General features: G+C 72.2%; 17 protein-coding genes and 1 tRNA gene. 3 read left to right on the forward strand and 15 right to left on the reverse strand.

The window, feature by feature from the left end; translation table 11 throughout:
- Positions 1–249 precede the first annotated feature (249 nt).
- The 6 genes from JOF44_RS08325 to JOF44_RS08350 are packed head-to-tail and all read right to left on the reverse strand — an operon-like array spanning position 250 to position 7155.
- Positions 250–840 (reverse strand): cation:proton antiporter, encoded by a 591-nt coding sequence (locus tag JOF44_RS08325; protein WP_209889641.1) that lies wholly within the window; start codon positions 838–840, stop codon positions 250–252.
- Positions 837–1493 (reverse strand): MrpF/PhaF family protein, encoded by a 657-nt coding sequence (locus JOF44_RS08330; RefSeq protein ID WP_209889644.1) that lies wholly within the window; start codon positions 1491–1493, stop codon positions 837–839. Before JOF44_RS08330 ends, JOF44_RS08325 begins: the two co-directional genes overlap by 4 nt.
- Positions 1490–2029, reverse strand: coding sequence for a Na+/H+ antiporter subunit E (locus JOF44_RS08335; protein WP_209889647.1), 540 nt, complete (start codon positions 2027–2029; stop codon positions 1490–1492). The genes JOF44_RS08330 and JOF44_RS08335 overlap by 4 nt, the downstream gene beginning before the upstream one ends.
- Positions 2026–3588: a Na+/H+ antiporter subunit D gene (locus tag JOF44_RS08340; protein WP_209889650.1), complete on the reverse strand. Its 1563-nt coding sequence runs from the start codon at positions 3586–3588 to the stop codon at positions 2026–2028. The genes JOF44_RS08335 and JOF44_RS08340 overlap by 4 nt, the downstream gene beginning before the upstream one ends.
- Positions 3585–4241, reverse strand: a complete 657-nt coding sequence (locus tag JOF44_RS08345) for a Na(+)/H(+) antiporter subunit C (protein ID WP_209889653.1) — start codon at positions 4239–4241, stop codon at positions 3585–3587. The genes JOF44_RS08340 and JOF44_RS08345 overlap by 4 nt, the downstream gene beginning before the upstream one ends.
- Positions 4231–7155 (reverse strand): Na+/H+ antiporter subunit A, encoded by a 2925-nt coding sequence (locus tag JOF44_RS08350; RefSeq protein WP_245349322.1) that lies wholly within the window; start codon positions 7153–7155, stop codon positions 4231–4233. Before JOF44_RS08350 ends, JOF44_RS08345 begins: the two co-directional genes overlap by 11 nt.
- Positions 7156–7351: 196 nt before the next feature.
- Between JOF44_RS08350 and JOF44_RS08355 the strand changes: the two genes are divergently transcribed.
- Positions 7352–8713, forward strand: a complete 1362-nt coding sequence (locus tag JOF44_RS08355) for an MFS transporter (RefSeq protein ID WP_209889659.1) — start codon at positions 7352–7354, stop codon at positions 8711–8713.
- Between the two features lie 144 nt (positions 8714–8857).
- Here the strand turns inward: JOF44_RS08355 and JOF44_RS08360 are convergent, their stop codons facing one another.
- Complete coding sequence (locus JOF44_RS08360) at positions 8858–9766, reverse strand: hypothetical protein (RefSeq protein ID WP_342591710.1); 909 nt, start codon at positions 9764–9766, stop codon at positions 8858–8860.
- Positions 9763–10356, reverse strand: a complete 594-nt coding sequence (dcd, locus tag JOF44_RS08365; protein ID WP_209889661.1) for a dCTP deaminase — start codon at positions 10354–10356, stop codon at positions 9763–9765. The genes JOF44_RS08360 and dcd overlap by 4 nt, the downstream gene beginning before the upstream one ends.
- A 181-nt stretch (positions 10357–10537) precedes the next feature.
- Between dcd and JOF44_RS08370 the strand changes: the two genes are divergently transcribed.
- Together JOF44_RS08370 and JOF44_RS08375 are read left to right on the forward strand one after the other, a co-directional pair.
- A tRNA-Gly gene (locus JOF44_RS08370) sits at positions 10538–10608 on the forward strand.
- Between the two features lie 120 nt (positions 10609–10728).
- Positions 10729–11304, forward strand: coding sequence for a TetR/AcrR family transcriptional regulator (locus tag JOF44_RS08375; RefSeq protein ID WP_209889664.1), 576 nt, complete (start codon positions 10729–10731; stop codon positions 11302–11304).
- A 174-nt stretch (positions 11305–11478) separates the two neighbouring features.
- Here JOF44_RS08375 and JOF44_RS08380 read toward each other — a convergent pair whose 3' ends face one another.
- The 7 genes from JOF44_RS08380 to JOF44_RS08410 all read right to left on the reverse strand — a co-directional run bounded on the left by JOF44_RS08380 (position 11479) and on the right by JOF44_RS08410 (position 22351).
- Positions 11479–13968, reverse strand: a complete 2490-nt coding sequence (locus tag JOF44_RS08380; RefSeq protein WP_209889667.1) for a sodium/proton-translocating pyrophosphatase — start codon at positions 13966–13968, stop codon at positions 11479–11481.
- A gap of 44 nt (positions 13969–14012) precedes the next feature.
- Positions 14013–15944 (reverse strand): thioredoxin-like domain-containing protein, encoded by a 1932-nt coding sequence (locus JOF44_RS08385; protein WP_209889670.1) that lies wholly within the window; start codon positions 15942–15944, stop codon positions 14013–14015.
- A 115-nt stretch (positions 15945–16059) separates the two neighbouring features.
- Entirely contained in the window at positions 16060–16830 is a 771-nt protein-coding gene (locus JOF44_RS08390) for an HAD family hydrolase (protein WP_209889673.1), read from the reverse strand.
- Positions 16827–17537 (reverse strand): HAD family hydrolase, encoded by a 711-nt coding sequence (locus JOF44_RS08395; RefSeq protein ID WP_209889676.1) that lies wholly within the window; start codon positions 17535–17537, stop codon positions 16827–16829. Before JOF44_RS08395 ends, JOF44_RS08390 begins: the two co-directional genes overlap by 4 nt.
- A gap of 261 nt (positions 17538–17798) precedes the next feature.
- Positions 17799–19085, reverse strand: coding sequence for an O-acetylhomoserine aminocarboxypropyltransferase/cysteine synthase family protein (locus JOF44_RS08400; protein ID WP_209889679.1), 1287 nt, complete (start codon positions 19083–19085; stop codon positions 17799–17801).
- A gap of 196 nt (positions 19086–19281) precedes the next feature.
- The gene (locus tag JOF44_RS08405; RefSeq protein ID WP_209889682.1) at positions 19282–21216 is read right to left on the reverse strand and encodes an ABC-F family ATP-binding cassette domain-containing protein; all 1935 of its coding nucleotides are present in this window, start codon (positions 21214–21216) and stop codon (positions 19282–19284) included.
- A 157-nt stretch (positions 21217–21373) separates the two neighbouring features.
- A complete protein-coding gene (locus JOF44_RS08410; RefSeq protein ID WP_342591711.1) occupies positions 21374–22351 on the reverse strand; it encodes an N-acetylmuramic acid 6-phosphate etherase in 978 nt (325 codons plus the stop codon).
- Between the last annotated feature and the right edge of the window lie 79 nt (positions 22352–22430).

Genomic DNA, 22430 nt, shown 5'->3' on the forward strand with positions numbered 1-22430 from the left:
CCCCGTATCCCCCGCGATTGTGCGCTGTGCTTCCAGTTCTGGAAGCACAGCGCACAATCGCGGGGGACAGAGCCCATGAACCAGGGATCGCGCGGGACAGAGCCCATGAACCAGGGATCGCGCGGGCCAGAGCCCATGAACGAGGGATGGCATGGTCCAGTGCCCATAGCCGGAGTGGCGGGCGAGGGTCGATGGACCGGGGTCGGCGAGCTGGGTCGGCGCGCGCGGCGCAGGGCGTGGGCAGGCCGATCAGGGCCGGGGGTCGCGCTCGGCGACCTCCTCGGCCTCGCGCTCGGTCTCGTCCTCGAGGTCGACGTCGATGATGTCCGCGTCGTCCACGTCCTGGGAGCCCGCCTCCGGCTCTTCCCAGTTGCGGTCGGTGATCGCATCCTCGGTGGTGGCCACGATGTTCTCGGGGAATCGTTCCTCGCCGTCGGAGGCCATCCCCTCGTGGTCGTCGTCCTCGTCGTCGATGAAGCCGTCCTCGTCATCATCATCGTCCGAGGGGGTCGCCAGGCGCGGGCTGAGCTCGTCGATCGCGTAATCGCCGCCGCGCACGAACCCACGGCGGAATGCCGCGCGGCCCACCATGATGCTCGCGGCCGGCACGGTGGTCATCTGGGCGATGAGCACGACCAGCAGGAACCCGGCCAGAGTCCAGGACCCCACGTGCAGGCTGACACCGGTGAAGACCAGCAGCAGCCCGAGAGTCTGCGGCTTGGAGGCGGCGTGCAGGCGCATCAGCACGCCGTTGAAGCGGTTCAGGCCGATCGCGGCCACCACCGCGAGCAGCAGCCCGACGCCGATCAGCACCGCGGCGACGATGTCGAGAATGCTCATCGGTGCTCCCCCGTCCCGTCCGTGGCCCCGAATCCGGACTGTCCGTCGTCGGTGGGGCGCCCGTCATCGCCGAAGAACCCGTCGCCGCCCCCGGGACCGTGCGCCTCCTCGCCCTCGGGAGGCCGCCAGTCATCGTCCTCGGTGCCGCGCCAGTCGTCGTCGGCACCGACGCCGTGCTCGGGGTCCTCGTCCTCGAAGCCGCGCGTTCCCGACTCGGCCCCGAATCCGTGCGCGGAGTCCTGGGACGCGGCGAGCTCCTCGTCGACCACGTTGAGCGGCTCGGCCCGCACCCCCTCGCGGGAGGGGTCACGGTGGCGGAAGTGGATCGACTCCATCGGTCCGGTGGCGGTCTCCGTGCCGCCGCGGCGGAGACGTCGGCCCGCAGCGGGCTCCTCACGCCCGACGAACCGGGCGAAGGTGACGGTGCCGATGAATGCGAGACCCGTCAGGCCGAGCATCGCGGGGCCGGCCCAGGCGGCCTCGGCCGAGGCCGCGTACAGCGCCATGCCGAGCACCACCAGCACGACCAGGGAGTCGATCGCGACCGCGCGGTCGAGGATGGTGGGGCCGACGATCATGCGGTAGACGACGGCGAGCGCGGTCAGGGACAGCACGCCGCCGCAGACCACCAGGACGACATCGAAAGGAGTCATCGCAGGCCCGCCTCCCCGAGCACCTCGCGGTTGCCGACGGCCCACAGCAGCCGCTCCTCCTGGGCGTGGACACGGTCTCGGGCGGCCTCGACCTCCTCGAGCGTCCCTGCTCCGATGACGTGCATGAACAGGGTGCCGGTGGCGCGCTGGGCCTCGACCACCACGGAGCCGGGGATCAGCGTGCACAGCACCCCGGTGACGGTGAGGAAGAGGTCCGAGCGGGAGGCCATCCGCACCGCGATCACGGAGCTGGGAACCTGCGGCCCGGGACGGATCGCGTACCAGCCGACCTGCAGCGCGGATTCGCACAGGTCGTACACGAAGCGCAGCAGGAACAGCGTGAACCGCAGCGGGCGCAGGGTCAGCTCGTGGCCCATCGGCGGCATCGGGAACAGCACGAACACGATGACGGCGACGAGGGTGCCGCCGAGCACGTTCTTGAGGTCGATCCCGCCCCACAGCAGGCACCACAGGGCCACGGCCAGGAAGATCCACAGCCAGGAGCGGCGCAGGTCGCGCAGGCGTCTGCTCGTCATCGCGCATCCACCTTCTCTCCGGCGTCGTCGATGCGGTACACCAGCTGGTCCGCGCGCTCGTCGCCGAGGACCGCTCCGACGTACGGGGTGCGCTCGAGCACCGAGGACGCCGCCTCCTGCGAGTAGCTCATGATCGGGCCGGCCAGCACGGTCAGCAGCAGGGAGAACGCGATCAGCGCCGCGGTCGCGCCGGTCATCACCCGGGGGATCGCGACGGCGCGGGAGATGATCTCGTCGCTGGCCGGCTGCCAGAAGGCCCGGTTCCAGATCTTCGCGATCGCGTAGAGGGTCAGCAAACTGGTGATCACACTGATGGCGATCAGGATCCATCCCGAGGTGCGGTCGTACTCGATGCCGGCCTCGATCAGGCCCACCTTCCCGATGAAGCCGGAGAACGGCGGGATGCCCGCGAGGTTCATCGCGGGTACGAAGAAGAGGACCGCGATCAGCGGGGCCAGCTTCGCCATCCCCCCGAGCTTGATGAGGTTCGTGGTCCCGCCCCGGGTCTCGATGAGACCGGCGCCGAGGAACAGCACGGACTGCACGGTGATGTGGTGGGCGACGTAGTAGATCGTCGCGCCCATGCCCAGCTGCGTGCTCATCCCGATGCCGAACAGCATGTAGCCCATGTGGGAGACCAGCGTGAAGGAGAGCACGCGCTTGAGGTCCGTCTGCGCGACCGCGCCGAGGATGCCGACGAACAGGCTCAGCGCCGCGGCAGCCAGCAGCAGGTTCTGGATCTGCGAGGCCGGGAACAGCAGCGTCTCCAGGCGGAGGATCGCGTAGATGCCCACCTTGGTCAGCAGGCCGGCGAACACGGCGGTCACGGGGGCCGGTGCCGTCGGGTAGGAGTCCGGCAGCCAGGCGCTGAGGGGGAAGATCGCGGCCTTGATCGCGAAGGCCACCAGCAGCATCAGCTCGAGCATCATGCGGGTGCCCGGCTCGAGGCCGTCCAGGCGCACGGCCAGCTCGGCCAGGTTCACGGTGCCGGTCGCGGCGTAGACGGCGGCGATCGCCGCCAGGAAGATCACCGAGCTCAGCAGGGAGACGATCACATAGGTGGTGGCGGCGCGGATGCGGCTGGCCGAGCCGCCGAGGGTCAGCAGCACGTAGCTGGCCGCCAGCAGCACCTCGAAGCCGACGTAGAGGTTGAACAGGTCCCCGGCGAGGAAGGCCATCGACACCCCGGCCACCAGGGCGAGATAGGTGGGGTGGTAGATCGCCACCGGGGTGCGTCCCGCGCGTTCGTCGACGGTCTGGGCGCTGGAGTAGATCAGCACCGTGAGGGTGACGAAGCTGGAGACGACGAGCATCAGGGCGGTCAGCCGGTCGGCGACCAGCACGATCCCCAGCTGCGGGGTCCAGTTGCCGATCTGCAGGACCAGCACGCTCTCCTGGGTGACGTACCAGCCCATCGCCAGGGCGACGACGAGGATGGCGACCAGGGTCAGGATCGACAGCCACATCTGGATGCGGGCGTGGTGGCGCATCAGCAGCGAGGCCGCGGCACCGCCCAGCGGGAGCATCACCGGCAGGGCGAGGAGGAGTTCCATGCTCATGTCTCCCCCCGTCCGTCGGTGTGCTCCCGGTCGGTCTCGGTCGCGGGGCCGGCTCCGGGGGCGTCGGCCGCGTGATGATCACGGTCGCTGCGGGGGAAGCCCCGCCGCGGCGAGGACGTGCCGCCCTCGTCGGCCTCGGTGGCGTCCTGGGGGACGTCCTCGGCGCTGGTGAGGTCGGAGCCGAGCTGGTCGTCGTCGGTCGGGGCGAAGCCCTGGGAGTGCATCAGCGCACCGCGGCGCGACTCCTCCGACAGGGCCTGGGACCACGGCAGCTTCTCGGCGTCCTCGGAGCGGCGGCGACGACGACGCAGCACACGACGGTCCTCGACGTCGTCGGGGACCTCGTCGTGGCCGAACAGCTGCCAGGCGCGGTAGGCCAGCGCCATGCCGAAGGCGGTGATGCCCAGGGAGATCACGATCGCGGTGAGCACCATCGCGAACGGCAGCGGGTCGGTCATGTCCTCCGGGTCCCCGGTGCCCTCGAAGGGCGGCAGGCCCGGCGGGCCGGCGGCGACGATGAACAGCAGGTTCACCCCGTTGCCCAGCAGCACGAAGCCGAGGATCACCCGGGTCAGGGTGCGCTCGAGCACGAGGTAGACGCCGCAGGCGACGAGCACCCCGGCGGTCAGCAGCAGCGCGAGGCTAACGGACATCGGTCTCCACCTCCTGCTGCTGGTCGATCTGGGCGCCGAGGGAGCGCAGGAAGTCGAGGATGACGCCGACCACCACGAGATACACGCCGGTGTCGAACAGCAGGGCGCTGGGGAAGTGCAGCTCGCCCAGCAGCGGCACCTGGACCACCGGAGTGACGGTGGAGAACACGCTGCCGCCCAGCAGCGCCGGCAGCACGCCGGCGATGACGGCGATGGCCATCCCGATGCCGAGCACGAATCCGGCCTGCACGGGCGCGGCCTCGGAGAGCTCGTAGCGTCCGCCGGCGAGATAGCGCAGCGCGAGGGCGAGACCGGCGACGAGTCCGCCGGCGAAACCGCCTCCGGGCAGGTTGTGGCCCGCCATCAGCAGGTACAGGGAGAACATCATCATCAGCGGGAAGGCGATGCGGGTGATCACCTCGAGCACCACCATCCGCCGTTCCGGGGCGAGGGTGAGTCCGGCCGAGAGCCAGGTGCGCCAGCGGTTGCCGCCGGCGACCTCCTCGGGCCGGGCGTCGAAGTCCAGGACGTTCTGGGGCAGGGTCGAATCGGTGCGGCGCTTCCAGATCGAGGTGTCGGTGTCGAGGTCCCGGACGCGGGAGATCGACTGCTCGCGCCGGGTGACGAAGATCAGCGAGGCGACGCCCGTGGCGACCACCAGCAGCACCGAGATCTCGCCCATGGTGTCCCAGACGCGGGCGTCGACCAGGGTCACGTTGACGACGTTGTGGCCGCCGCCGATCGTGTAGGCCTTCTCGATCAGTCCGGGTCCGAGGGGCGCGAGGTAGCGGGCGTCGGCGGCGTACAGGGCGGCGCCGCACAGCACGACGGCGGTGCTGATCGCGATCGCCCACCGGCCCCAGGCGCCGATCTTCAGCGGTCGGCGCGAGAAGTGGGTGGGCAGCCGGCGCAGCACCAGCACCAGCACCACGGTCATCGCGGTCTCGACCAGCACCTGGGTGGTCGCCACGTCCGGGGAGCCCGCGACCAGGAACAGGACCGCGACGGCGTAGCCGGTCACGGAGATCAGGAACACGGCGCGCAGGCGGCGCCGGGAGCGAGCCGCTCCGAGAGCCGCGAGCGCTGCGACCGGCAGCACGATCAGCTCGACGGGGTGGTGGAAGAGCACCAGGTTGTCCGGCACCGGCGACAGGGAGACGGCGATCGGGGCGACCAGGGCGATCAGCACCAGCAGCATGGTGCCCAGGGTGTAGGGCAGCGAGCCCCGCTGGAACAGCGGCGTGACCGCGACCGCGGCGGAATCGACCAGACGCATCACGCGGCGGAAGGCGCGCTCGGAATCGATCCGGTCGAGCATCTCCTCGTTCGCCCAGCTCTGCGGGGAGACCTTCTTCTGGAACCGGGCCAGCGGCTTCGCCGCCAGGCACGCCAGGACCCCGACGCCGAGGGCGACGGCGGAGGCCAGCAGCGGCACCCCCAGGTGCGGGATCACCGCGAGGTGGACGGTCTGACCGGTCTCGGGCAGCACCGAGGAGAAGCCCCGCAGGATCGTCTCCAGCGGGCCGGTCAGCGCCGCCAGGGCGACCGACAGCACGGCGACCAGGGCCGGCGGCAGCCAGAACAGCACCGGGATGGTCGGCTTCTGCACCGCGGGCGCTCCCGGGGCCGTGCCGAAGGCACCGTGGACGAATCGCCAGGAGTAGGCGACGGTCAGGATCGAGCCGACGACCAGCGCGATCAGCAGGATCCGGTGCCAGGTCTGGCCGTACCAGAGAGCCGTGAACAGCGCTTCCTTGGCGACGAAGCCGTACAGCGGCGGCACCGCGGCCATCGAGGCCGCCGAGACGATGCCGATCACGGCGACCATCGGCGCGACCTTCGCCACGCCGGAGAGCACTCGCAGGTCACGGGTGCCGAACTTCTTGTCGATGATGCCCACAACCATGAACAGCGGGGCCTTGAACACGGCATGGGCGATGAGCATCGCCAGCCCCGCCAGCAGGGCGTCGTGCGTGGCCACGCCCGCCACGGCGGAGAGGAAGCCGAGCTGGGAGACGGTGCCGTAGGCCAGCAGCAGCTTGATGTCGGTCTGTCGCAGGGCACGCCAGCCGCCGAGGATCATCGTCGCCGCTCCCAGCGCCGCGATGATCATGGTGATGATCTCCAGGTGGGTCAGCGCCGGTCCCATCCGCAGGATCAGGTACACCCCGGCCTTCACCATCGCCGCGGCGTGGAGGTATGCGGAGACCGGGGTGGGCGCGGCCATCGCGCCGGGCAGCCAGAAGTGCGTGGGGACCAGGGCGGACTTGGTCGTGGCCCCGGCCAGGATCAGCAGCACGGCGATGATCAGGAACGGCCCGGCCTCGCTCCACATCTGCGAGGCGACGATCTCCGAGAGCCGCAGGGAGCCGGCCTCGGCGGCGACCATCAGCAGCCCCACCAGCATCGCCAGTCCGCCGGCGGTGGTGGAGATCAGCGCGTTCATGGCCGCGCGGCGGGATGCCTGCTTCTCCTGGTAATGGCCGACGAGCAGGTAGGAGAAGACGGTCGTGAGCTCCCAGAAGGTGTAGAGCACCATCACGTCGTCGGAGAGCACCAGACCGACCATGGCGCCCGCGAAGGCCGTCAGCACGCCCGCGAAGCGGCCCAGCCCCGGTTCGGTGTTCTTGAAGTACCGCGCGCAGTACAGCAGCACGATCGCGCCGATGCCGGTGGCGATCAGGGCCATCACCCAGCTCAGCGGGTCCAGGCGGAAGGCGAGGTCGATGCCGAAGGCGGGGATCCACGGGACCGAGATCTCCAGCGGATTCTCGGCGAGGGCGACGGGATCGATCGTGGCCAGCCAGATCGCGGACGCGGCGGGCACCGCAGCCAGCGGGAAGAACGCGCTGCGCCCCATCAGCCGCACCAGGAGTGGCCCCAGCAGGGCCGCCACCAGATGGGCGAGGAGCATCGAGTACACGCAGTCTCCGTCCATCGTGCGGGGGTGAAGGGGGCCGCAGACATTCTACGGGAGGTCGCGCTCGAGTTTCTGTGGGAACTGCCTCCTCGGACCCGCGGGACGTCTCGCTCTTCTGGCGTGCCCGGGAACTCTCCGGGCGGGCCTCGCGGGTGCGGGAACGACTCCGCGGGCTCCGTAGAGTGTGCCCATGGCCACCACCGAGGACCAGGGCGGCCGCGGACACGCGGCGACCGCACCCCGACTCCCCCGTCGCCCCGTCGTCTCCTTCGCCCTGTGGGACGGCGGGATGTCCGCCTTCAGCTCCGTCATCCTGACGTTCGTCTTCGCGACCTATGTCGCCAGCGCCGTCGCCGCCGAGGGCGCCGTCGGCCAGGAGGCGATCACCGCGGCCCAGGACCACGGCTCCCGCGTGCTGACCACCTGGCAGGCGATCGGCGCCGTCGCCGTCGCGCTGCTGGCGCCTCTGCTGGGCAATCTCGCCGACCGCGGCGGGGCCCGCAACGCCCTGCTGCGGATCACGACGCTGGCCACCGTGGTCGTCGTGGCGCTGATGCCGATGGTCGCCCTCGACGCCGATTACCTGGTGCTCGGCGCCGCCCTGATCGCCCTCGCCGTCGTGTTCAGCGAACTGGCCGGGGTGTTCGTCAACTCCGTGCTGCCCGAGGTCTCCACCCCGGCCAACCGCGGCCGGGTCTCCGGGACCGCGTGGGCGGTGGGCTACTGGGGCTCGATCGTGTGCCTGGCGATGGTGCTGGTGCTGTTCGTGATGCCGGGGACGGGGCTGCTCGGGATCACCGGGGAGGGCGGCTGGAACTACCGGGCGATCCCGCTGTTCGTGGCGCTGTGGATCCTCGTCGGGACGCTGCCGCTGATGCTCTGGGCACCGAAGCACCCCGCCTCGGCCCCCGGCGAGAAGTGGACCCCCTGGCAGGGGTATGCCAACATCGCCCGGCGCGTGGTGCGGGCCTTCCGCGAGGAACCGGTGATGCTGCAGTACCTGGTCGCCTCGGCGATCTACCGCGATGGGCTGGGTGCGGTGTTCTCCATCGCCGGGGTGCTGGCCGCCAACGCCTACGGCTTCTCCACCGTCGAGATCATCATCTTCGGCATCGCCGCCAACCTCATCGCCGGCATCGGCGTCTTCCTCGGGGGCCGCGCCGACGACCGCATCGGCACCCGCTGGATCATCATCATCGGCTGCCTCGGCATCATCGTGCTCGGCCTGGTGGTGCTGGCCTTCGGCTCGTCGACGGTGTTCTGGGTGGCGGGACTGGCGATCTGCCTGTTCGTCGGCCCGGTGCAGTCCGCCTCTCGGAACCTGCTCACGCGCCTCTCGCAGCCCGGCCGCGAGACGGAGAACTTCGGGCTGTACGCCACCACCGGCCGTGCGCTGGGCTTCCTGGGCACCGCGGCCTTCGCCGCGTCCGTGGCGATCTTCGAGTCCACCCAGGCCGGGATCCTCGGCATCGTGGTGGTGATGGCGGTGGGGCTGCTCGCCTTCCTGCCCATCCGGCTCGGCGCTGCGGGGCGGGCTCCCGGCGACGCGTGAGGCCGACGGCACCGACCGACGGGCACCTCCGGGTGACGGGACCACCGGGCGACAGGGCCCACCGAGCTATGGGACCACCGGGCGACGGGACCCACGGGGCGGCCCGGGCCGCGGCCAGCTCTGGTGCCGGCGGGCTGCGGGAGATCAGGCGAGATGGTCGGGATCGACGAGGAATCCCTCGAGGTCGACGACGTAGCCGCCGACGGTCTCGGTGAGCAGTCCCGCGATCAGCCCGATCCGCCGGTAGGCCTGCGACCAGCGCTCGGCGGTCTCGGCGTCCGGCGACTCGACGGCGTCCTCGGCCTCGTCGGTCGGCACATGCACCAGCTCGTAGTCGACCGCGTCGTCCATCCAGCTCAGCGCCGCCAGAGCCACCGGTCGGGAGCTGCGCGCCACCCGCACCTCGAGGTGGCCCCCGTCATCCAGGTCGATGGTGGCGCTGTATCCCGGTCGGGAGATGCCCTCGGCGACCTGATCGAGCTCCGCCTCGGGTTCCAGCGGCGCCAGGAGCTGGGCGAACGACTCCGGGGCCAGAGCGTGCGGGGAGACCACGGTCAGGTCCCGCACGTGGAAGGGATGCGGCTCCAGACGGTGGCCGTCGTCGGTGACCACGGCGCCGTACAGCCTCCGACCCAGCGACCAGACGAGGTCGAGAGCGCGCCGCTCGGCCCCGAAGGGCACGCCCTCCGGGAAGGCCCTCCCGTAGCCATGGGAGTCGGTCATGCCCTCGGGCATCGGATCCTCCCGCTCACGCGGCGCGTCCACGGTCCAGCGGCCGGCGCCGCGCGGGGAGTGATCCGGCACCAGGCGGGTGTCGTCCCCGCAATCGATGACCCCGTCGGGCCCGAGCTGCGCCTGCGGACGGACGTTGCGCACCATCGCCAGCACGTCCTGCGGGTCGGTGTCCCTCGGCAGCTGCAGACGGTGGCCGGTGCGGGTCGGCACGGCGCTGTCGGTCGCAGTGCCGTCGGTCGCAGTGCCGTCGGTCGCGGCGCCGTCGGTCTCGGCACTGGTCGGCGCGGTGCCGTCGGTCGGGACACTGGGGTCGGTCACTGTCCCTCCTGCACGGGGATCGAGGTGCGATGGAAGTTCTGGGCGGAGCGGGAGGGCGTCGGCCCCCGCTGGCCGAGGTATCGGTTGAGGTTGCCGGCGCTGCCATAGGGGTTGTCCGCGGCGCTCGAGAGCCGGAAGAAGCACAGCTGGCCGATCTTCATGCCCGGCCAGAGCGCCACGGGCAGGGTCGCCATGTTCGACAGCTCCAGGGTGATGTGCCCCTGGAAGCCGGGGTCGATGAAGCCGGCCGTGGAGTGTGTCAGCAGGCCGAGCCGTCCCAGCGAGCTCTTGCCCTCCAGCCGGGCGGCGACGTCGTCGGGCAGCGTGATCTGCTCGTAGGTCGAGGCGAGCACGAACTCGCCGGGGTGGAGCATGTACGGCTCCTGCGGGTCCACGGCGATCTCGCGGGTGAGCTCCCCCTGCTCCTGGGCGGGGTCGATCATCGCGTACTTGTGGTTGTCGAAGAGTCGGAAGTAGCGGTCGATCCGCACGTCGACGGAGGCGGGTTGGATCATCGCATCGTCGAAGGGGTCCAGTCGCACCCGTCCGGCCTCGATCTGGCTCCGGATGTCATGGTCGCTCAGCAGCACGGCGCCCACCCTATCCGCACCGACGTCGCGAGGGCAGGGGCGCCCACCCCGTCGACCGCCTCCGCTCGTCCCGTCGGCTGCCTCCGCTCAGTTCGCACCATGGTCCCGGCTCAGGTATGCTGGTCCGCGTTGCCCCGAGCAACGGCGTTCGTCGAGATCGTCGCGGCCCGGTCGGCGATGCGCGGGTGTAGTTCAATGGTAGAACTTCAGCTTCCCAAGCTGACAGCGCGGGTTCGATTCCCGTCACCCGCTCCCCCGGAACCGTCGGCCCTTCGGCCGACGGTTCTTCTGTCTCCGACCCCGACAGGAGAGCTCCACCGCAGGCGTCGGCGCGATTCTCCGCCCCCATTCGTCGTGGTGTAAGAATGCGTCATGCCCAAGATCATCGGAGGCTCCCTCGAGGAGCATCGCGAACGCACGCGCGAGAAGATCTTCGTCGCGCTCGCCGAGCTGCTGGAGACCCAGGACTTCGAGACGATCACGTTCTCGCGGATCGCGACCGCCGCCGACGTCGGCCGCACCGCGATGTACAACCACTTCCCGGACCGCGAGACCCTGCTGGTCGAATACGCGCTGCACGAGACCTCCGACTACATCGCCCAGCTGCGGGCCGGGGTCAGCGAATCGGCCACGCCCCGCGAGGCCGCGCTCGCCTACGTGCGGACCCAGCTGGAGCTGACGGTCTCCTTCCACATGCCGCAGTCGATGGGCAAGGCGTCCCTGACCCCTGATGCGGTCGCACGGATGCGCGAGCACGTGGTGCTGATCGAGGACGTGCTGCGGCGGATCGTGGACGACGGGATCGCCAGCGGCGACTTCGACGCCGACCTCGACGTCGACGCGACGGTGCCGATCATCAACTCGCTGCTGGTCGGATCGGCCGCCAGAGGGTTCTCGCGCCCCGCTCTGGAGCAGTTCGTGCTGCGGGGGCTCGGCGCGGCGGTCTGATCACCGCACCGGGGCGGCCCGGACGAGGACCGACATCCCCCGACAGCACCGTCGGCAGGGGCGAGAGGGCCGGGCCCGTTCCTCCCGGGCTCGGGAGCGCGGGAGGAACGGGCCCGGGGCCCCGGGCGCGCCGGGCACGAGGCCCCGGAGGTGCCGGGCGCGGGCCCCTGCGGGTCAGCGCGAGCCTCTGCCGCCGCCCTTCCGAGTGCCTCGTCGCTTCGCCCGCGTCCCCGAGGAAGCGGGTCTGGTCACGGCCGCCGAGACCTGCTCGGCGTCCTCCTCCTCGACCTCCCAGTCCATCGCGTCCAGACCGTCGGAGGGCTCCTCCTCGGCGCGTGAGAACAGCGGGCGGGAGATCTCCCCGATCTCATCCTCCAGGTCGACCTCCGCCGCCGTCGAGGCGATCACCCAGCAGGTCAGCGCGATGATCAGGGCGATGACCGCGATCCCCCAGCGCAGGTACATGCTCGTGCCGTCGGTGCTCATCGCCACCATGGCGGAGACGCCGAGGGCCGAGAGCAGGGACGAGGTCAGCAGCAGCGGCAGCGCCACCGAACCGATCGCGGAGCGCAGGGTGCCGGTCAGCACCGCGCCGCCGAGGGCGCCGGAGTGGCCCCAGGAGCCGGGACCGCCGTAGCGGCCGTGGCCGATGATCGCGGCCGCGTTCTCCAGGGTCGCACCGGCTCCGAGCGACCACAGACCGAGAGCGAGGGCGGTCAGGGCGGCCCCGATCACCAGCCCCGGCAGCGCGGCCGGACCGAGTCCGAAACCGGCCACGATCGGCATCAGCACGACGATCACCACGGCGGGCAGCACGGCACGACGCACCATGTCCGGAAGGTCCTCGAGGTTCACCACGGCGCGCTTCTCGAGCATCGCCGCCCGGGTCTCGACGACGGCGCTCGCGCCCAGCCGGCGGGCGCCGTCCAGGAGCGAGGCGGTCACCAGCAGGACCGCGACCACTCCCAGGCCGATCCCGCCCACCAGCGGCAGGGAGGTGGGGCTCAGCCCATGCAGGGCGCGGTCCTCCCAGACGGTCGCCGCCCGCGGTGCGACCTGGAGCGCGGTGGCGATGGGCCCGAGCGCGGCCAGCGCCGTGAGCGTCGCCGCGAGCAGCAGAGCGGCCCGGGGGCCGGTGGCGGCGCCGGCGGCGGCATCGCGCAGCGAGCGCTCCGCCTCCGGGCGGTCCACGAGGGTCGGCGCCATCAGCGATCCGGCGTGGGCGACGGCCACCACCAGTGCCCCGAGGCCCGTGAAGGACAGCAGCGCCAGCGCCATGGCCGGCACACCCGCGCTGAGCACGCTGAGCACGCCGGCGACGATCAGCAGCAGCGCGAGGGCCCCCGCCGCGAGCAGCGCGGTGGAGCCGAGGCCGGCGGTGGTGCCCAGCGCGCCGCCGGTGCGGCTGGTGCGGGCGGTGCGCAGCACGGTGGAGCCGATCCTGTTGCCCGTCCCGTCCAGCAGCAGGATCGCGGCGAGCGCGACGACGACGCCGAGCCCGAGGGCCGAGGCGGCCGCGACGCTGGGCGAGATCGTGTACAGCGTGACCATGTCCAGCAGGGCGCTCGCACCGCGGGAGTCGTCGGTCTGGGAGACCAGCGTCCCCAGATCGGAGCCCGCCTGGGCGATCTGCGGCTCGAGCTGTTCGCGCGGCAGCGGCTGCGGGCCGGTGATGGCCTGGTCGGTGAAGTTCTCCATGCCCACCTGGGGGAAACGCAGGTCCTTGTAGGCCGAGGGGAGCCACAGCGCGGCGGCCGCGACCATCCCGGCACCGCCGAGGAGGGCGGGGACGACCCCGCCCAGGCGCAGCGCCCCGCGCTCGTGCCCGGGCTGTCCGCGGTGCGGGACGAGGGCGACGACGCCGCCGGCCAGCAGCGCGACGCCGAGGGCGAGCAGCACCACCAGGATGCCCTCGGCTGCGAGCACCGGGACTCCCAGCAGGACGCCGACGGCCGCGGCCGCGGTGGTCAGCGCGACCAGGTCGGCGCTGCCGGCGGCGCCGCGGCGGAACATGCGCGCCCCGCGCAGCGGCGCGGCTCCGAGGTTGGCCGGGTCGTCGGTGTCGATCTCGTGCTCATCGGCGCCGACGAGGATCGCGGAGGAGGCCGCGGCGGTGTCGAGCGGAGCGGCGGTCGCGCGGAGGGCGAGTGCCGAGATGGCCGCGCCCCCGGCCAGCGCCATCAACGCCGAGGAGCCCGCGGCCTGCAGGAACCACACGACGATGACGACCGGGAGGATCGCCACGGCCAGCGCCCCGGTGGTCGTCAACGCCCCCAGTCGGGAGATGAGGGCGGGGCGACGCTCGGGATCCAGGCCCAGCGAGGCCAGCTGCACGGCCAGCCCGCGCCACGCGGCGAACGGTCCCAGCGCCAGGCCGACCACCATCATCGCCGAGCGCAGGATGCGGTCGTCGGTCGATCCGGGCACCAGGTACAGCAGCACCACGGCGGGCAGTCCGACCCACAGGATGATCGACCCTGCGGCAGACAGCTGTCGGCCGAGACGACGTCCGAGGTCGTCGTCGACCTCGGCGGCGTCCTCGTCGCGCTGCAGACGGCTGGGGACGACCGCGCCGGCGACCAGGGCGGCCACGGAGAGCAGGCCGAGCACCAGCAGGGTCACGGCGATGTCATCGCCCAGGGGGAATTGCGTGATCAGGTCCAAGAGACAGCTTCCGACGTCGGGGCTCTGCAGGGTCGCAGGGCGGCTCAGGCGAGCAGGGACAGATCCAGGTGGGTGGGGGCGCCGTCGACGACGCGGATCGGCACGCCCCAGTCCTGCTGATGCATGTGGCAGGCGGGGAACTCGACCGCGGGATCGGCGTCACAGGAGGCGGCACGGGCGCTGACGTGCAGGACACCCTCGGAGTAGGCGGGATCCAGGGTCAGGGTGCGCTCCAGCGACGTGTCGACGCCGGACCCGTCGGTCAGCATGGCCGACGGAGTGGTGGAGACGGTGACCTGGGTGGAGGGGCCCAGCGAGTCGTCGAGCTTGTGCCCCTCGGGCGGGGTGAACAGCACGCGCACCGTCAGCGGCCCGGGACCGACGTCGGTGACGGGGCGCTCGGAGCGCTGGGCGCCCAGGTCGATGACGCGCTCGGCTGCCTTGGCGACCGGCACCCAGGTGACGCGGTGGGCCCCGGACTCCACCACGATCAGCTGACCGATGCCGTCGACCGGGGGGCCGACGATCGCATCGGAGGGCTCATCGAGATCGGTCGCGACGGTGACCACGGTGACCGAGGCGGACGACTCGGCGTCGTCCTCCGCGTGCTCCTCGATGATCCGGATCGACCCGTTGTAGGTATCGACGACCGCGATGCGGCCGTCGGGCAGAGCGGTGACCGCCAGGGGATGCTGGAGGCGCGCGACGTCCGCGGAGCCGTCGACGTGGCCGAAGTCGAACAGCCCCTGTCCGACGAGCGTGCTGACCTGCATGGTCTGTGGGTCGAGCACGCGCACCGCGGAGGTCTCGGAGTCGGCGACGACGATCCGGCCGTCGCGCAGCTCGTCGAGGCCGGAGGGCTGCGCCCACCAGGAGGAGACGGCGGCGCCGTCGATCAGCCCTTCCTGGGTGGTGCCGGCGAGCACCATCAGGGCTCCGGTGACCGGGTCGAAGGTCCACAGCTGGTGGATGCCGGCCATGGCGATCACCGCGCGGTTCAGCACGCGGGACCAGGTCAGATCCCACGGGGTGGACAGCGCGTAGCTGCGCGCATCGCCCTCGCCGCGCGGCTGCTGATCGCCCTGCATCCACTGCGAACCCGAGCCGGCGACGGTGCTCACCTCGGTCGCGGTGCGCGAGCGCAGCAGGCGATCCTGACCCACCTTCACCCCGCGCAGGAGATGATTGGAGGTGTCGGTGACCAGCAGGTCGTAGCCGACCTCGGCGGCGACGTCGTCCGGGAGCGCGAGAACGCCGTTGGGCTCGGCGAACTGGGCGGTCGCGCCGTCGCCGTCCGCGTGGCCGCGGGCGCCGGTGCCGATGATCTCGTCGACGGTGTGGCCCTCGTCCTGGAAGACCACAAGGCGGTGCTGGCCGGCGTCGGAGACCACCAGACGCCCGTCGGGCAGCGTGGTGAGCTTGGACGGGAAGCGGAGGGTCTGGGGCACCCGCTCGGTCAGCACGGTCGGCGCGGGTCCGCGGCGCAGCGAACCGTCGGCCTCCCCTTCGACGACGAGGCGGGCGACCAGCTGGTCGATGTTCTCCCCGTGGCCCTCGCCGGAGAGGTTGCCGGCGATGCGCCCGTGGGTGTCGAGCACCATCAGGGTCGGCCAGGCACGGGCGCCGTACTCGGTCCAGGTCTCCAGCTCCGGGTCGTCGATGACCGGGTGGGAGACCTCGTAGCGCTCGATGTTCGCCGCCAGCGCCTCGGGATCCTTCTCGAACTCGAACTTCGGGGAATGGACGCCGACGATGACCAGCTCATCGGCCCACTTCTCCTCCAGAGGACGCAGCTCGTCGAGCACATGCAGACAGTTCACGCAGCAGAACGTCCAGAAGTCCAGCAGCACGATCTTGCCCCGCAGCGACTCCAGGTCGAGGTCGACGCCGCCCGTGTTCAGCCACCCGCGCCCACGCAGCGGGGAGCCGTGGGCCCGGTCGGTCAAGGGCGCGGAGGGGTCGCTCGGTGTGGTCATGGGGTCCAGTGAACCCTGTTTCGAGGCGCAGTGGCCAACTCAGGTGACGGTCGTGGACATTCGCACTCCCGACGCGCGGGAGCGGTCGGGGCCGCGGGCCGGTGCATCGGGCCGCTCACCAGGTGGCGATCCATGCGGCCAGGTCCGGGTCGGTCAGGGAGCCCAGGACGAGATCGGCCTCCGGAGCGGGATGGCCGGGTGCCGGCACCGCGATGAGCCGCAGCCCGGCGTCCCGGGCGGCGCTCGCTCCGGTTCCGGAGTCCTCGAGGGCGAGGGCCTGATCGGGCTGGACCCCGAGGGCACGGGCGGCCCGGGCGTACATGTCGGGGGCCGGTTTCGGGTGCTCGACGGTGTCCGAGGCCTCCAGCACGGCGAAGTGCTCCCGCAGGCCGCCGAGGCGCAGCTTGTCCTGAAGGGATTCCAGCCAGGAGTTGGAGGCGCAGCCCAGCGGGACGCGGGCCCCGGCCGCTTCGACGATCTCGCGGGCGCCGGGCAGCAGGCGGATGCCGCCGCCGAGCTCCCGGTCGAAGGCGACGTGGAGGTCGGCCAGGAGAGCTTCGCTGCTGCTGTTCGAGCGGTCGGCGAGGATCGTCGCCGCGTCCTCGATGGTCGAGCCGTGCAGCGCGGTGTCGTCCTCCGGGCGCAGCTGCGCGCCGTGGGCGGCGACCACGGCGTCCTGGGCGAGCTGCCAGACGCTCTCGGTGTCCAGCAGCAGCCCGTCGCAGTCGAAGACGACCGCCTGCGGCGTCCAGTCGCCGAAGACCTGCCGGAACCGCTCGGGATCGCCCGTGCCGGGAGCTGGAGCCGGTGTGCCGGGGGCAGGAGCCGGCGTGCCGGGGGACGTCGATCCGGCCGTCCGGTCGCCGGCACCGGGGGCGGGAGTCATCGCCGCACGTCCCAGCCGGCGATCCAGTCGGTCAGCACGTCGTCCTCGAGGGTGGTCAGGCGGCGCTGGGCGCGGGGGTCCTGCCCGGGGATGGACGGCACGGCGATCAGGTGCAACCCGGCGGCGAGCGCGGCGGCCGCTCCGGTCTCGGAGTCCTCGAAGCCGAGGCAGTCGGTGGGGTCGACGCCGAGCATCTCGGCGGCCCGCAGGTAGATGTCCGGCGCGGGCTTGGGATGGGTGATGTCCTCGACCGCGACGTGGGCGTCGACCACCGCGTCCAGGCCGGTGGCCTCGAGCTTGTGGTCGAGCATGTCCCGCGGGGAGTTCGAGGCGATCGCCACCGGGCGCTTCGCGGCCACCGCCCGCACGGTCTCCATGCCGCCGGGCAGCGGAACCAGCTGCTCGCGGCCGCGCAGGCCCTCGCGATGGGCGGCCAGCAGCTCCTCGGCGACGATCTCAGGAGACTTGTCGACCAGGCGGCCGATCACGGTCACGACCATCTCCGCCGACTGTCCGGTGACCTGACGGCGGGTGGCGGGGTCCATCCGGACCTGGTGCATCGCGAGGTAGGCGTCCTGCACGCGAACCCATTCGGCCTCGGTGTCCACCAGCAGTCCGTCGAAGTCGAAGATGACGGCGGCGGGAGTCCAGGAGGGCGGCCAGTTGTCCAGCGGGGACGACGGCAGGGGCGCGGGTGCGGAGCTCATGATGGCCCCAGCGTATCGATCCCGCCTGCACGATGTCTCACCGCTGAGCGACTCTGCGCCCCGCGTAATCCGCACGGCCCGGTGGGCCGGCTGCCCTCGCCGAGCACCTCACGCTCCCCTGTGCACTGGCACGCTCCGCTGGGCGCTACCCCGCGCCGCCGTGCGCTGCCCCGCTCCGCCATGCCGCGAAAAGTGCCAGAAACATGGAACCTCACACGACACAACACGGCAGCGGGGCGACGCGGGCGCTCGGCGCGGAGGTCAGCTCGCGGCGACCAGTCCTCGTTCGATGTCGGCGAGGATGTCGTCGATGTGCTCGACGCCGACGCTCAGGCGCACGAATCCGGGCTCGATGCCGGCGGCGCGCTGCGCCTCCTCGCTGAGCTGGGAGTGGGTCGTCGAGGCGGGGTGGATCACCAGGGAGCGCACATCGCCGATGTTCGCCACGTGCGAGTGCAGGGTGAGGGCGTCGACGAAGCGTCGACCGGCCTCGAGCCCGCCGGGCAGGACGAAGCCGAGCACGCTGCCGGCGCCGCGCGGGAGGTACTTGTCCGCGGTCGCCTTGTACGGCGAGGAGTCCAGCGACGCCCAGGTCACGGTGCCCACGCGGTCGTCGGCTTCGAGGGATGCGGCGACCCGATGGGTGTTCTCCAGGTGGCGCTCCATGCGCAGCGGCAGCGTCTCCAGCCCCTGCCCGATGAGGAAGGCGTTGAACGGGGAGATGGCCGGGCCGAGGTCGCGCAGCAGGTTGGTGCGGGCGCGGGTCGCGAAGGCGGCGGGGACCCCGGCGAAGACGAGGCCGTTGTAGGACTCGTCGGGTTCGGTGAACTGCGGGTACTTCTCGGCGTGGGCGGAGAAGTCGAAGCTGTCGCCGTCGACGATGACGCCGGCGATCGAGGTGCCGTGGCCGCCGAGGAACTTGGTGGCGGAGTGGACGACGACGTCGGCGCCGTGCTCGAGCGGTCGCAGCAGGAACGGGGTGGCGACGGTGTTGTCGACGATCAGCGGCACCCCGACCTCGTGGGCGACGTCGGCGACGGCCCGCAGGTCCGGGATGTCCTGCTTGGGATTGGGGATGGACTCGACGAAGAACGCCCGCGTGGTCTCGTCGGCCGCGGCACGCCAGGAGGCAGGGTCCGTGGGATCTTCTACCCACTGCGGGGTGATGCCCAGGCGGCTCAGGGTGTGCTTGAACAGGTTGTACGAGCCGCCGTACAGGCTCGGGGAGACGGCCACCGAATCCCCGGCGCCGGCGAGGTTCAGGATCGAGATCGTGATGGCGCTCTGCCCGGAGGCCACCAGCAGGCCCGCCGCGCCGCCCTCGAGAGCGGCGACCCGGTCCTCGACCGCGCTCTGCGTGGGGTTGGTGATGCGGGTGTAGATAGGGCCGGCCTCGGTGAGCGCGAAGCGATCCGCGGCGGACTCCGCCGTCGGGAACACGAAGCTGGTGGTCTGATGGATCGGCAGGGCGCGCGAGCCGGCGTCGGAGTCCGGCTGCTGACCGGCGTGGACGGCGAGGGTCTCGAACTTCTGGGGCTGCTCGGTCATGGGGGCTCCTTCTCAGAACGGTGTTGCCCCCAGCGTGGCGCATCGTCGTCGTGGCATCGAGGATCGTGAACCCGTATGACACCGCCGCCTGCCCTGCGGCCGCCCGCGGGGCCGTCGCGTTCACCCCGCAGCCACCCCGAGCCCGCCACCGCGGCCTTTCGCAGCGGGACCGGCGCGGGAGCACCGCGGCCGGGTCTCATCCCGGCAGCGCGAGCAGCTCTCCCTGCCAGCGGCTGCGCAGCCAACGGTCGTGCGACGCGATCAGCACGGTGCCCGGCCAGTCGGCCAGCGCGCTCTCGAAGCGGGTCGCGGTGACCAGGGCCAGGTGGTTGGTGGGCTCGTCCAGGACCAGCAGCTCGGGCGGGTCCAGCAGCAGAGCGGCGAGCATGACCCGACGCAGCTGACCGCGGGAGAGCAGATCGAGGGGTCGGGTCAGGTCGCGGGGATGGACCAGACCGAACAGCTCCGGCACGGCGTCGTCCTCCGACGGGGGTCGGCCCCCGCCCGCGCCACCGGCCGTGCCCGCGCCGCCGACCGTGCCGGTGCCCGTGCCGCCGACCGTGCCGGCAGCTCCGTCCGTGCCCGCGGCGGCTGCCCGCAGGTGCTCGCCGACGGTGCGTCCCGGGAACGCCGCATCGTCCTGACCGAGGTAGCCGATGCGCAGTCCTCGGGGGCGGTCGACGGTGCCGTGCGTGGGGGCGAGGTGACCGGTCACGGTCTCCAGCAGCGTCGATTTCCCGGAGCCGTTGGCACCCGTGACCAGCAGATGCTCCCCGGCCGACAGGCTGAACGAGACGGGGCCGAGGCGGCCGTCGACGGCGAGGTCGCTCGCCGTCAGCAGCACCCCGCCGGCTGCTCCCCTGCCGCTCCCTGCGGCCGTGCCGCCTCCTGCGACGGCACCGCGTCCCGCTCCCGGGCCCTTCGCTGATCTGCCCCGGCCGGGCACCGGCGGCAGATGGGTGAAGTGCAGCTCCGCGGGAGGCTTGCGGATCTGGTCCTGCTCGAGCTGGGCGAGCCGGGCGCGGGCCTCCCGCAGCCGGCGGGAGACGACGGTGGCGTTGCGGTCCGCGTAGAACTTCTTCGACGCCCTCGCCTCGGTGCGCGGCTCGGCACCGACGTGGCCGACGGTCGCGGAATCCTTCACGGCCTGGCGCAGGTCCCTCAGCTCGTCCTGCTCGGCGCGGAAGCGGTGCTCCCAACGGTCCCGCGCGGAGAAGCGGGCCACCAGGTAGTCGCTGAACCCGCCCGTGGAGAGGGTCAGCCCGCCCGGCTCGTCGCGGGCCGGGGACTCGGCGGGGTCGAGGTCCAGCTGCGCCGCCGTGGCGTCGTCGAGGAAGGCGCGATCGTGGCTGGCGATGAGCACCGGGCCCCCGTGGGCGGCGATGGTGGCGGTGAGGAAGGCGGCGCCGTCGTCGTCGAGATGATTGGTGGGCTCGTCGAGCAGCCAGGTGGTGGGGCGGGAGATCAGCAGGTGCGCGAGGGCGAGACGTTCGCGCTGGCCCCCACTGATCTCCCCCAGCGGCGTCGCGGGGACGATCTCGTCGAGAGACAGCCCGGCCAGGACGGTCTCGGCCCGACGGTCCGCGTTCCAGACATCGGCGAGCGTGGCCTCGGCGAGCAGCTCGTCGTAGCGGTGGGCCGCCTGGGCCGCGGGCTCGCCGTCGCCGGCGGCGAGGGCCTCCCCCGCGGCGACGAGCTCGCGCTCCAGGCGCCGGGATCGCTCCAGCGCGTCGGCGACGACGTCGGCGAGTGCGGTGGCGGGGCCGGCGGGCAGCTCCTGGTGCAGGACGCCGACGGGGCCGGGGGCCGACGCCGTCCCGGCGTCGGGGGCCAGGTCCCCGGCGAGGATCCGCAGCAGCGTGGATTTGCCGCTGCCGTTCTCCCCGAGCAGCCCGGTGGGTCGTCCCGCGGGCACCACGAGGCTCACATCGGTCAGGACGCGCCGGTCGGGGTAGGAGAAGGACAGACCGTCCGCCCGCAGGTGCAGGCGAGGGTCCCCGGAGTCGGTGCGGCCGACCGGGACGGCGGACGACGGGGAGCCGACGGGCGGCGTCGGGCGGGCGGGGCGCACGGGCGGCGTCGAGTGCGCGGCGGACGTCGAGTGCGCAGAGGGTGAGGAGTGCGTAGGCATGGATCAGCTCCGGATCACGAGGAATCGGGGACGGCGGGGCTGATCACAGACGCATGCGTCGGAGTCTAGGGACCCCGCGGCGGCCGCGTCGAGCGATTATCCACGGCCCCGTCGCGGCGCCTGCGGAGCGCGCGGCACGGGGCCACCAGCGGGGTGGTCACGCCTCGGCCGGCCCGTCGGCCCCTTCTCGCAGGGCGGCGACGGCCGTGCGGATCCCGGCGGGGTCCCCGACCCGCTGGGCATCCCGGGGATGCTCGGCGAGCGCGGCCTCGGCGGCAGCCACGTCGACCTCGGCGAGCAGAGCGACCAGGGCGGGCCGGACGCTGCCATCGGCCGCCTCGAGCACCTCCGCGGCCCGCTCCGCGCTCTGACCGGTGGCCTGCACCAGCATCCGCACGGTGCGGCCGACGAGTTTGGCATTGGTGGGGCGCACGTCGATCATGAGATTCCCGAAGGTGGTCCCCAGGCGCACCATCGTGGCGGTGGACAGGGCGTTCAGGGTGAGCTTCTGGGCGGTGCCGGCCTTCATCCGGGTCGAGCCGGTGACCACCTCGGGGCCGACGTCCAGCAGGATCGGGATGTCCACGGCGGAGGCGAGCTGCGCCTGCGGGTTCGCGGAGATCAGCGCGGTCGGCAGGCCCCGTTCCCGGGCCTCGGCCAGGGCGCCGCGCACGAAGGGTGTGCGGCCGCTGGCGGCGAGGCCGATGACGACGTCCCCCGACCCGCAGCTGCGGGCGACCAGATCGGCTCCGGCGTCCGAGTCGTCCTCCGCCCCCTCGACAGCGGTGAGGAAGGCGCCCGGACCGCCGGCCAGGTGCGCGGTGACCATGGACTCGTCCGCGTTGAAGGTGGGGGCGAGCTCGACCGCGTCGAGCACGGCCAGCCGTCCCGAGGTGCCGGCGCCGACGTAGTGGACCGTATGCCCGCCGGAGATCGCGGCGACGCACACCTCGATCAGCTCGGCCAGCGGCCCGGCCTGTGCCTGCACGGCGGCGGCGACGGTCGCGTCCTCGGAGAGGATCACGTCCACCATGCCGCGGGCATCGAGCGCATCGAGCTCGGCGCTGGCCGGGTTGCGCTCCTCGGTCGGAGAGGCGAGGTCCACCAGTGCGGTCACGTCATCGGGGTCGGTCACGGGGTCTCCTGGGATCGGGGCCGGGGGCCGCACCCAGCGTAGCGAGGCTCGCCCGGACCGTCCTCGCCCTACGATGAAG

It is taken from the genome of Brachybacterium fresconis, assembly GCF_017876515.1.
Lineage (GTDB): Bacteria > Actinomycetota > Actinomycetes > Actinomycetales > Dermabacteraceae > Brachybacterium > Brachybacterium fresconis.

Bases quoted from the DNA above. Each gene is read 5' to 3' on its own strand.
- JOF44_RS08325 (WP_209889641.1), bottom strand. From the start codon at position 840: ATGAGCATTCTCGACATCGTCGCCGCGGTGCTGATCGGCGTCGGGCTG.
- JOF44_RS08330 (WP_209889644.1), bottom strand. From the start codon at position 1,493: ATGACTCCTTTCGATGTCGTCCTGGTGGTCTGCGGCGGCGTGCTGTCC.
- JOF44_RS08335 (WP_209889647.1), bottom strand. From the start codon at position 2,029: ATGACGAGCAGACGCCTGCGCGACCTGCGCCGCTCCTGGCTGTGGATC.
- JOF44_RS08340 (WP_209889650.1), bottom strand. From the start codon at position 3,588: ATGAGCATGGAACTCCTCCTCGCCCTGCCGGTGATGCTCCCGCTGGGC.
- JOF44_RS08345 (WP_209889653.1), bottom strand. From the start codon at position 4,241: ATGTCCGTTAGCCTCGCGCTGCTGCTGACCGCCGGGGTGCTCGTCGCC.
- JOF44_RS08350 (WP_245349322.1), bottom strand. From the start codon at position 7,155: ATGCTCCTCGCCCATCTGGTGGCGGCCCTGCTGGGGCCACTCCTGGTG.
- JOF44_RS08355 (WP_209889659.1), top strand. From the start codon at position 7,352: ATGGCCACCACCGAGGACCAGGGCGGCCGCGGACACGCGGCGACCGCA.
- JOF44_RS08375 (WP_209889664.1), top strand. From the start codon at position 10,729: ATGCCCAAGATCATCGGAGGCTCCCTCGAGGAGCATCGCGAACGCACG.
- JOF44_RS08385 (WP_209889670.1), bottom strand. From the start codon at position 15,944: ATGACCACACCGAGCGACCCCTCCGCGCCCTTGACCGACCGGGCCCAC.
- JOF44_RS08390 (WP_209889673.1), bottom strand. From the start codon at position 16,830: ATGACTCCCGCCCCCGGTGCCGGCGACCGGACGGCCGGATCGACGTCC.
- JOF44_RS08395 (WP_209889676.1), bottom strand. From the start codon at position 17,537: ATGAGCTCCGCACCCGCGCCCCTGCCGTCGTCCCCGCTGGACAACTGG.
- JOF44_RS08400 (WP_209889679.1), bottom strand. From the start codon at position 19,085: ATGACCGAGCAGCCCCAGAAGTTCGAGACCCTCGCCGTCCACGCCGGT.
- JOF44_RS08405 (WP_209889682.1), bottom strand. From the start codon at position 21,216: ATGCCTACGCACTCCTCACCCTCTGCGCACTCGACGTCCGCCGCGCAC.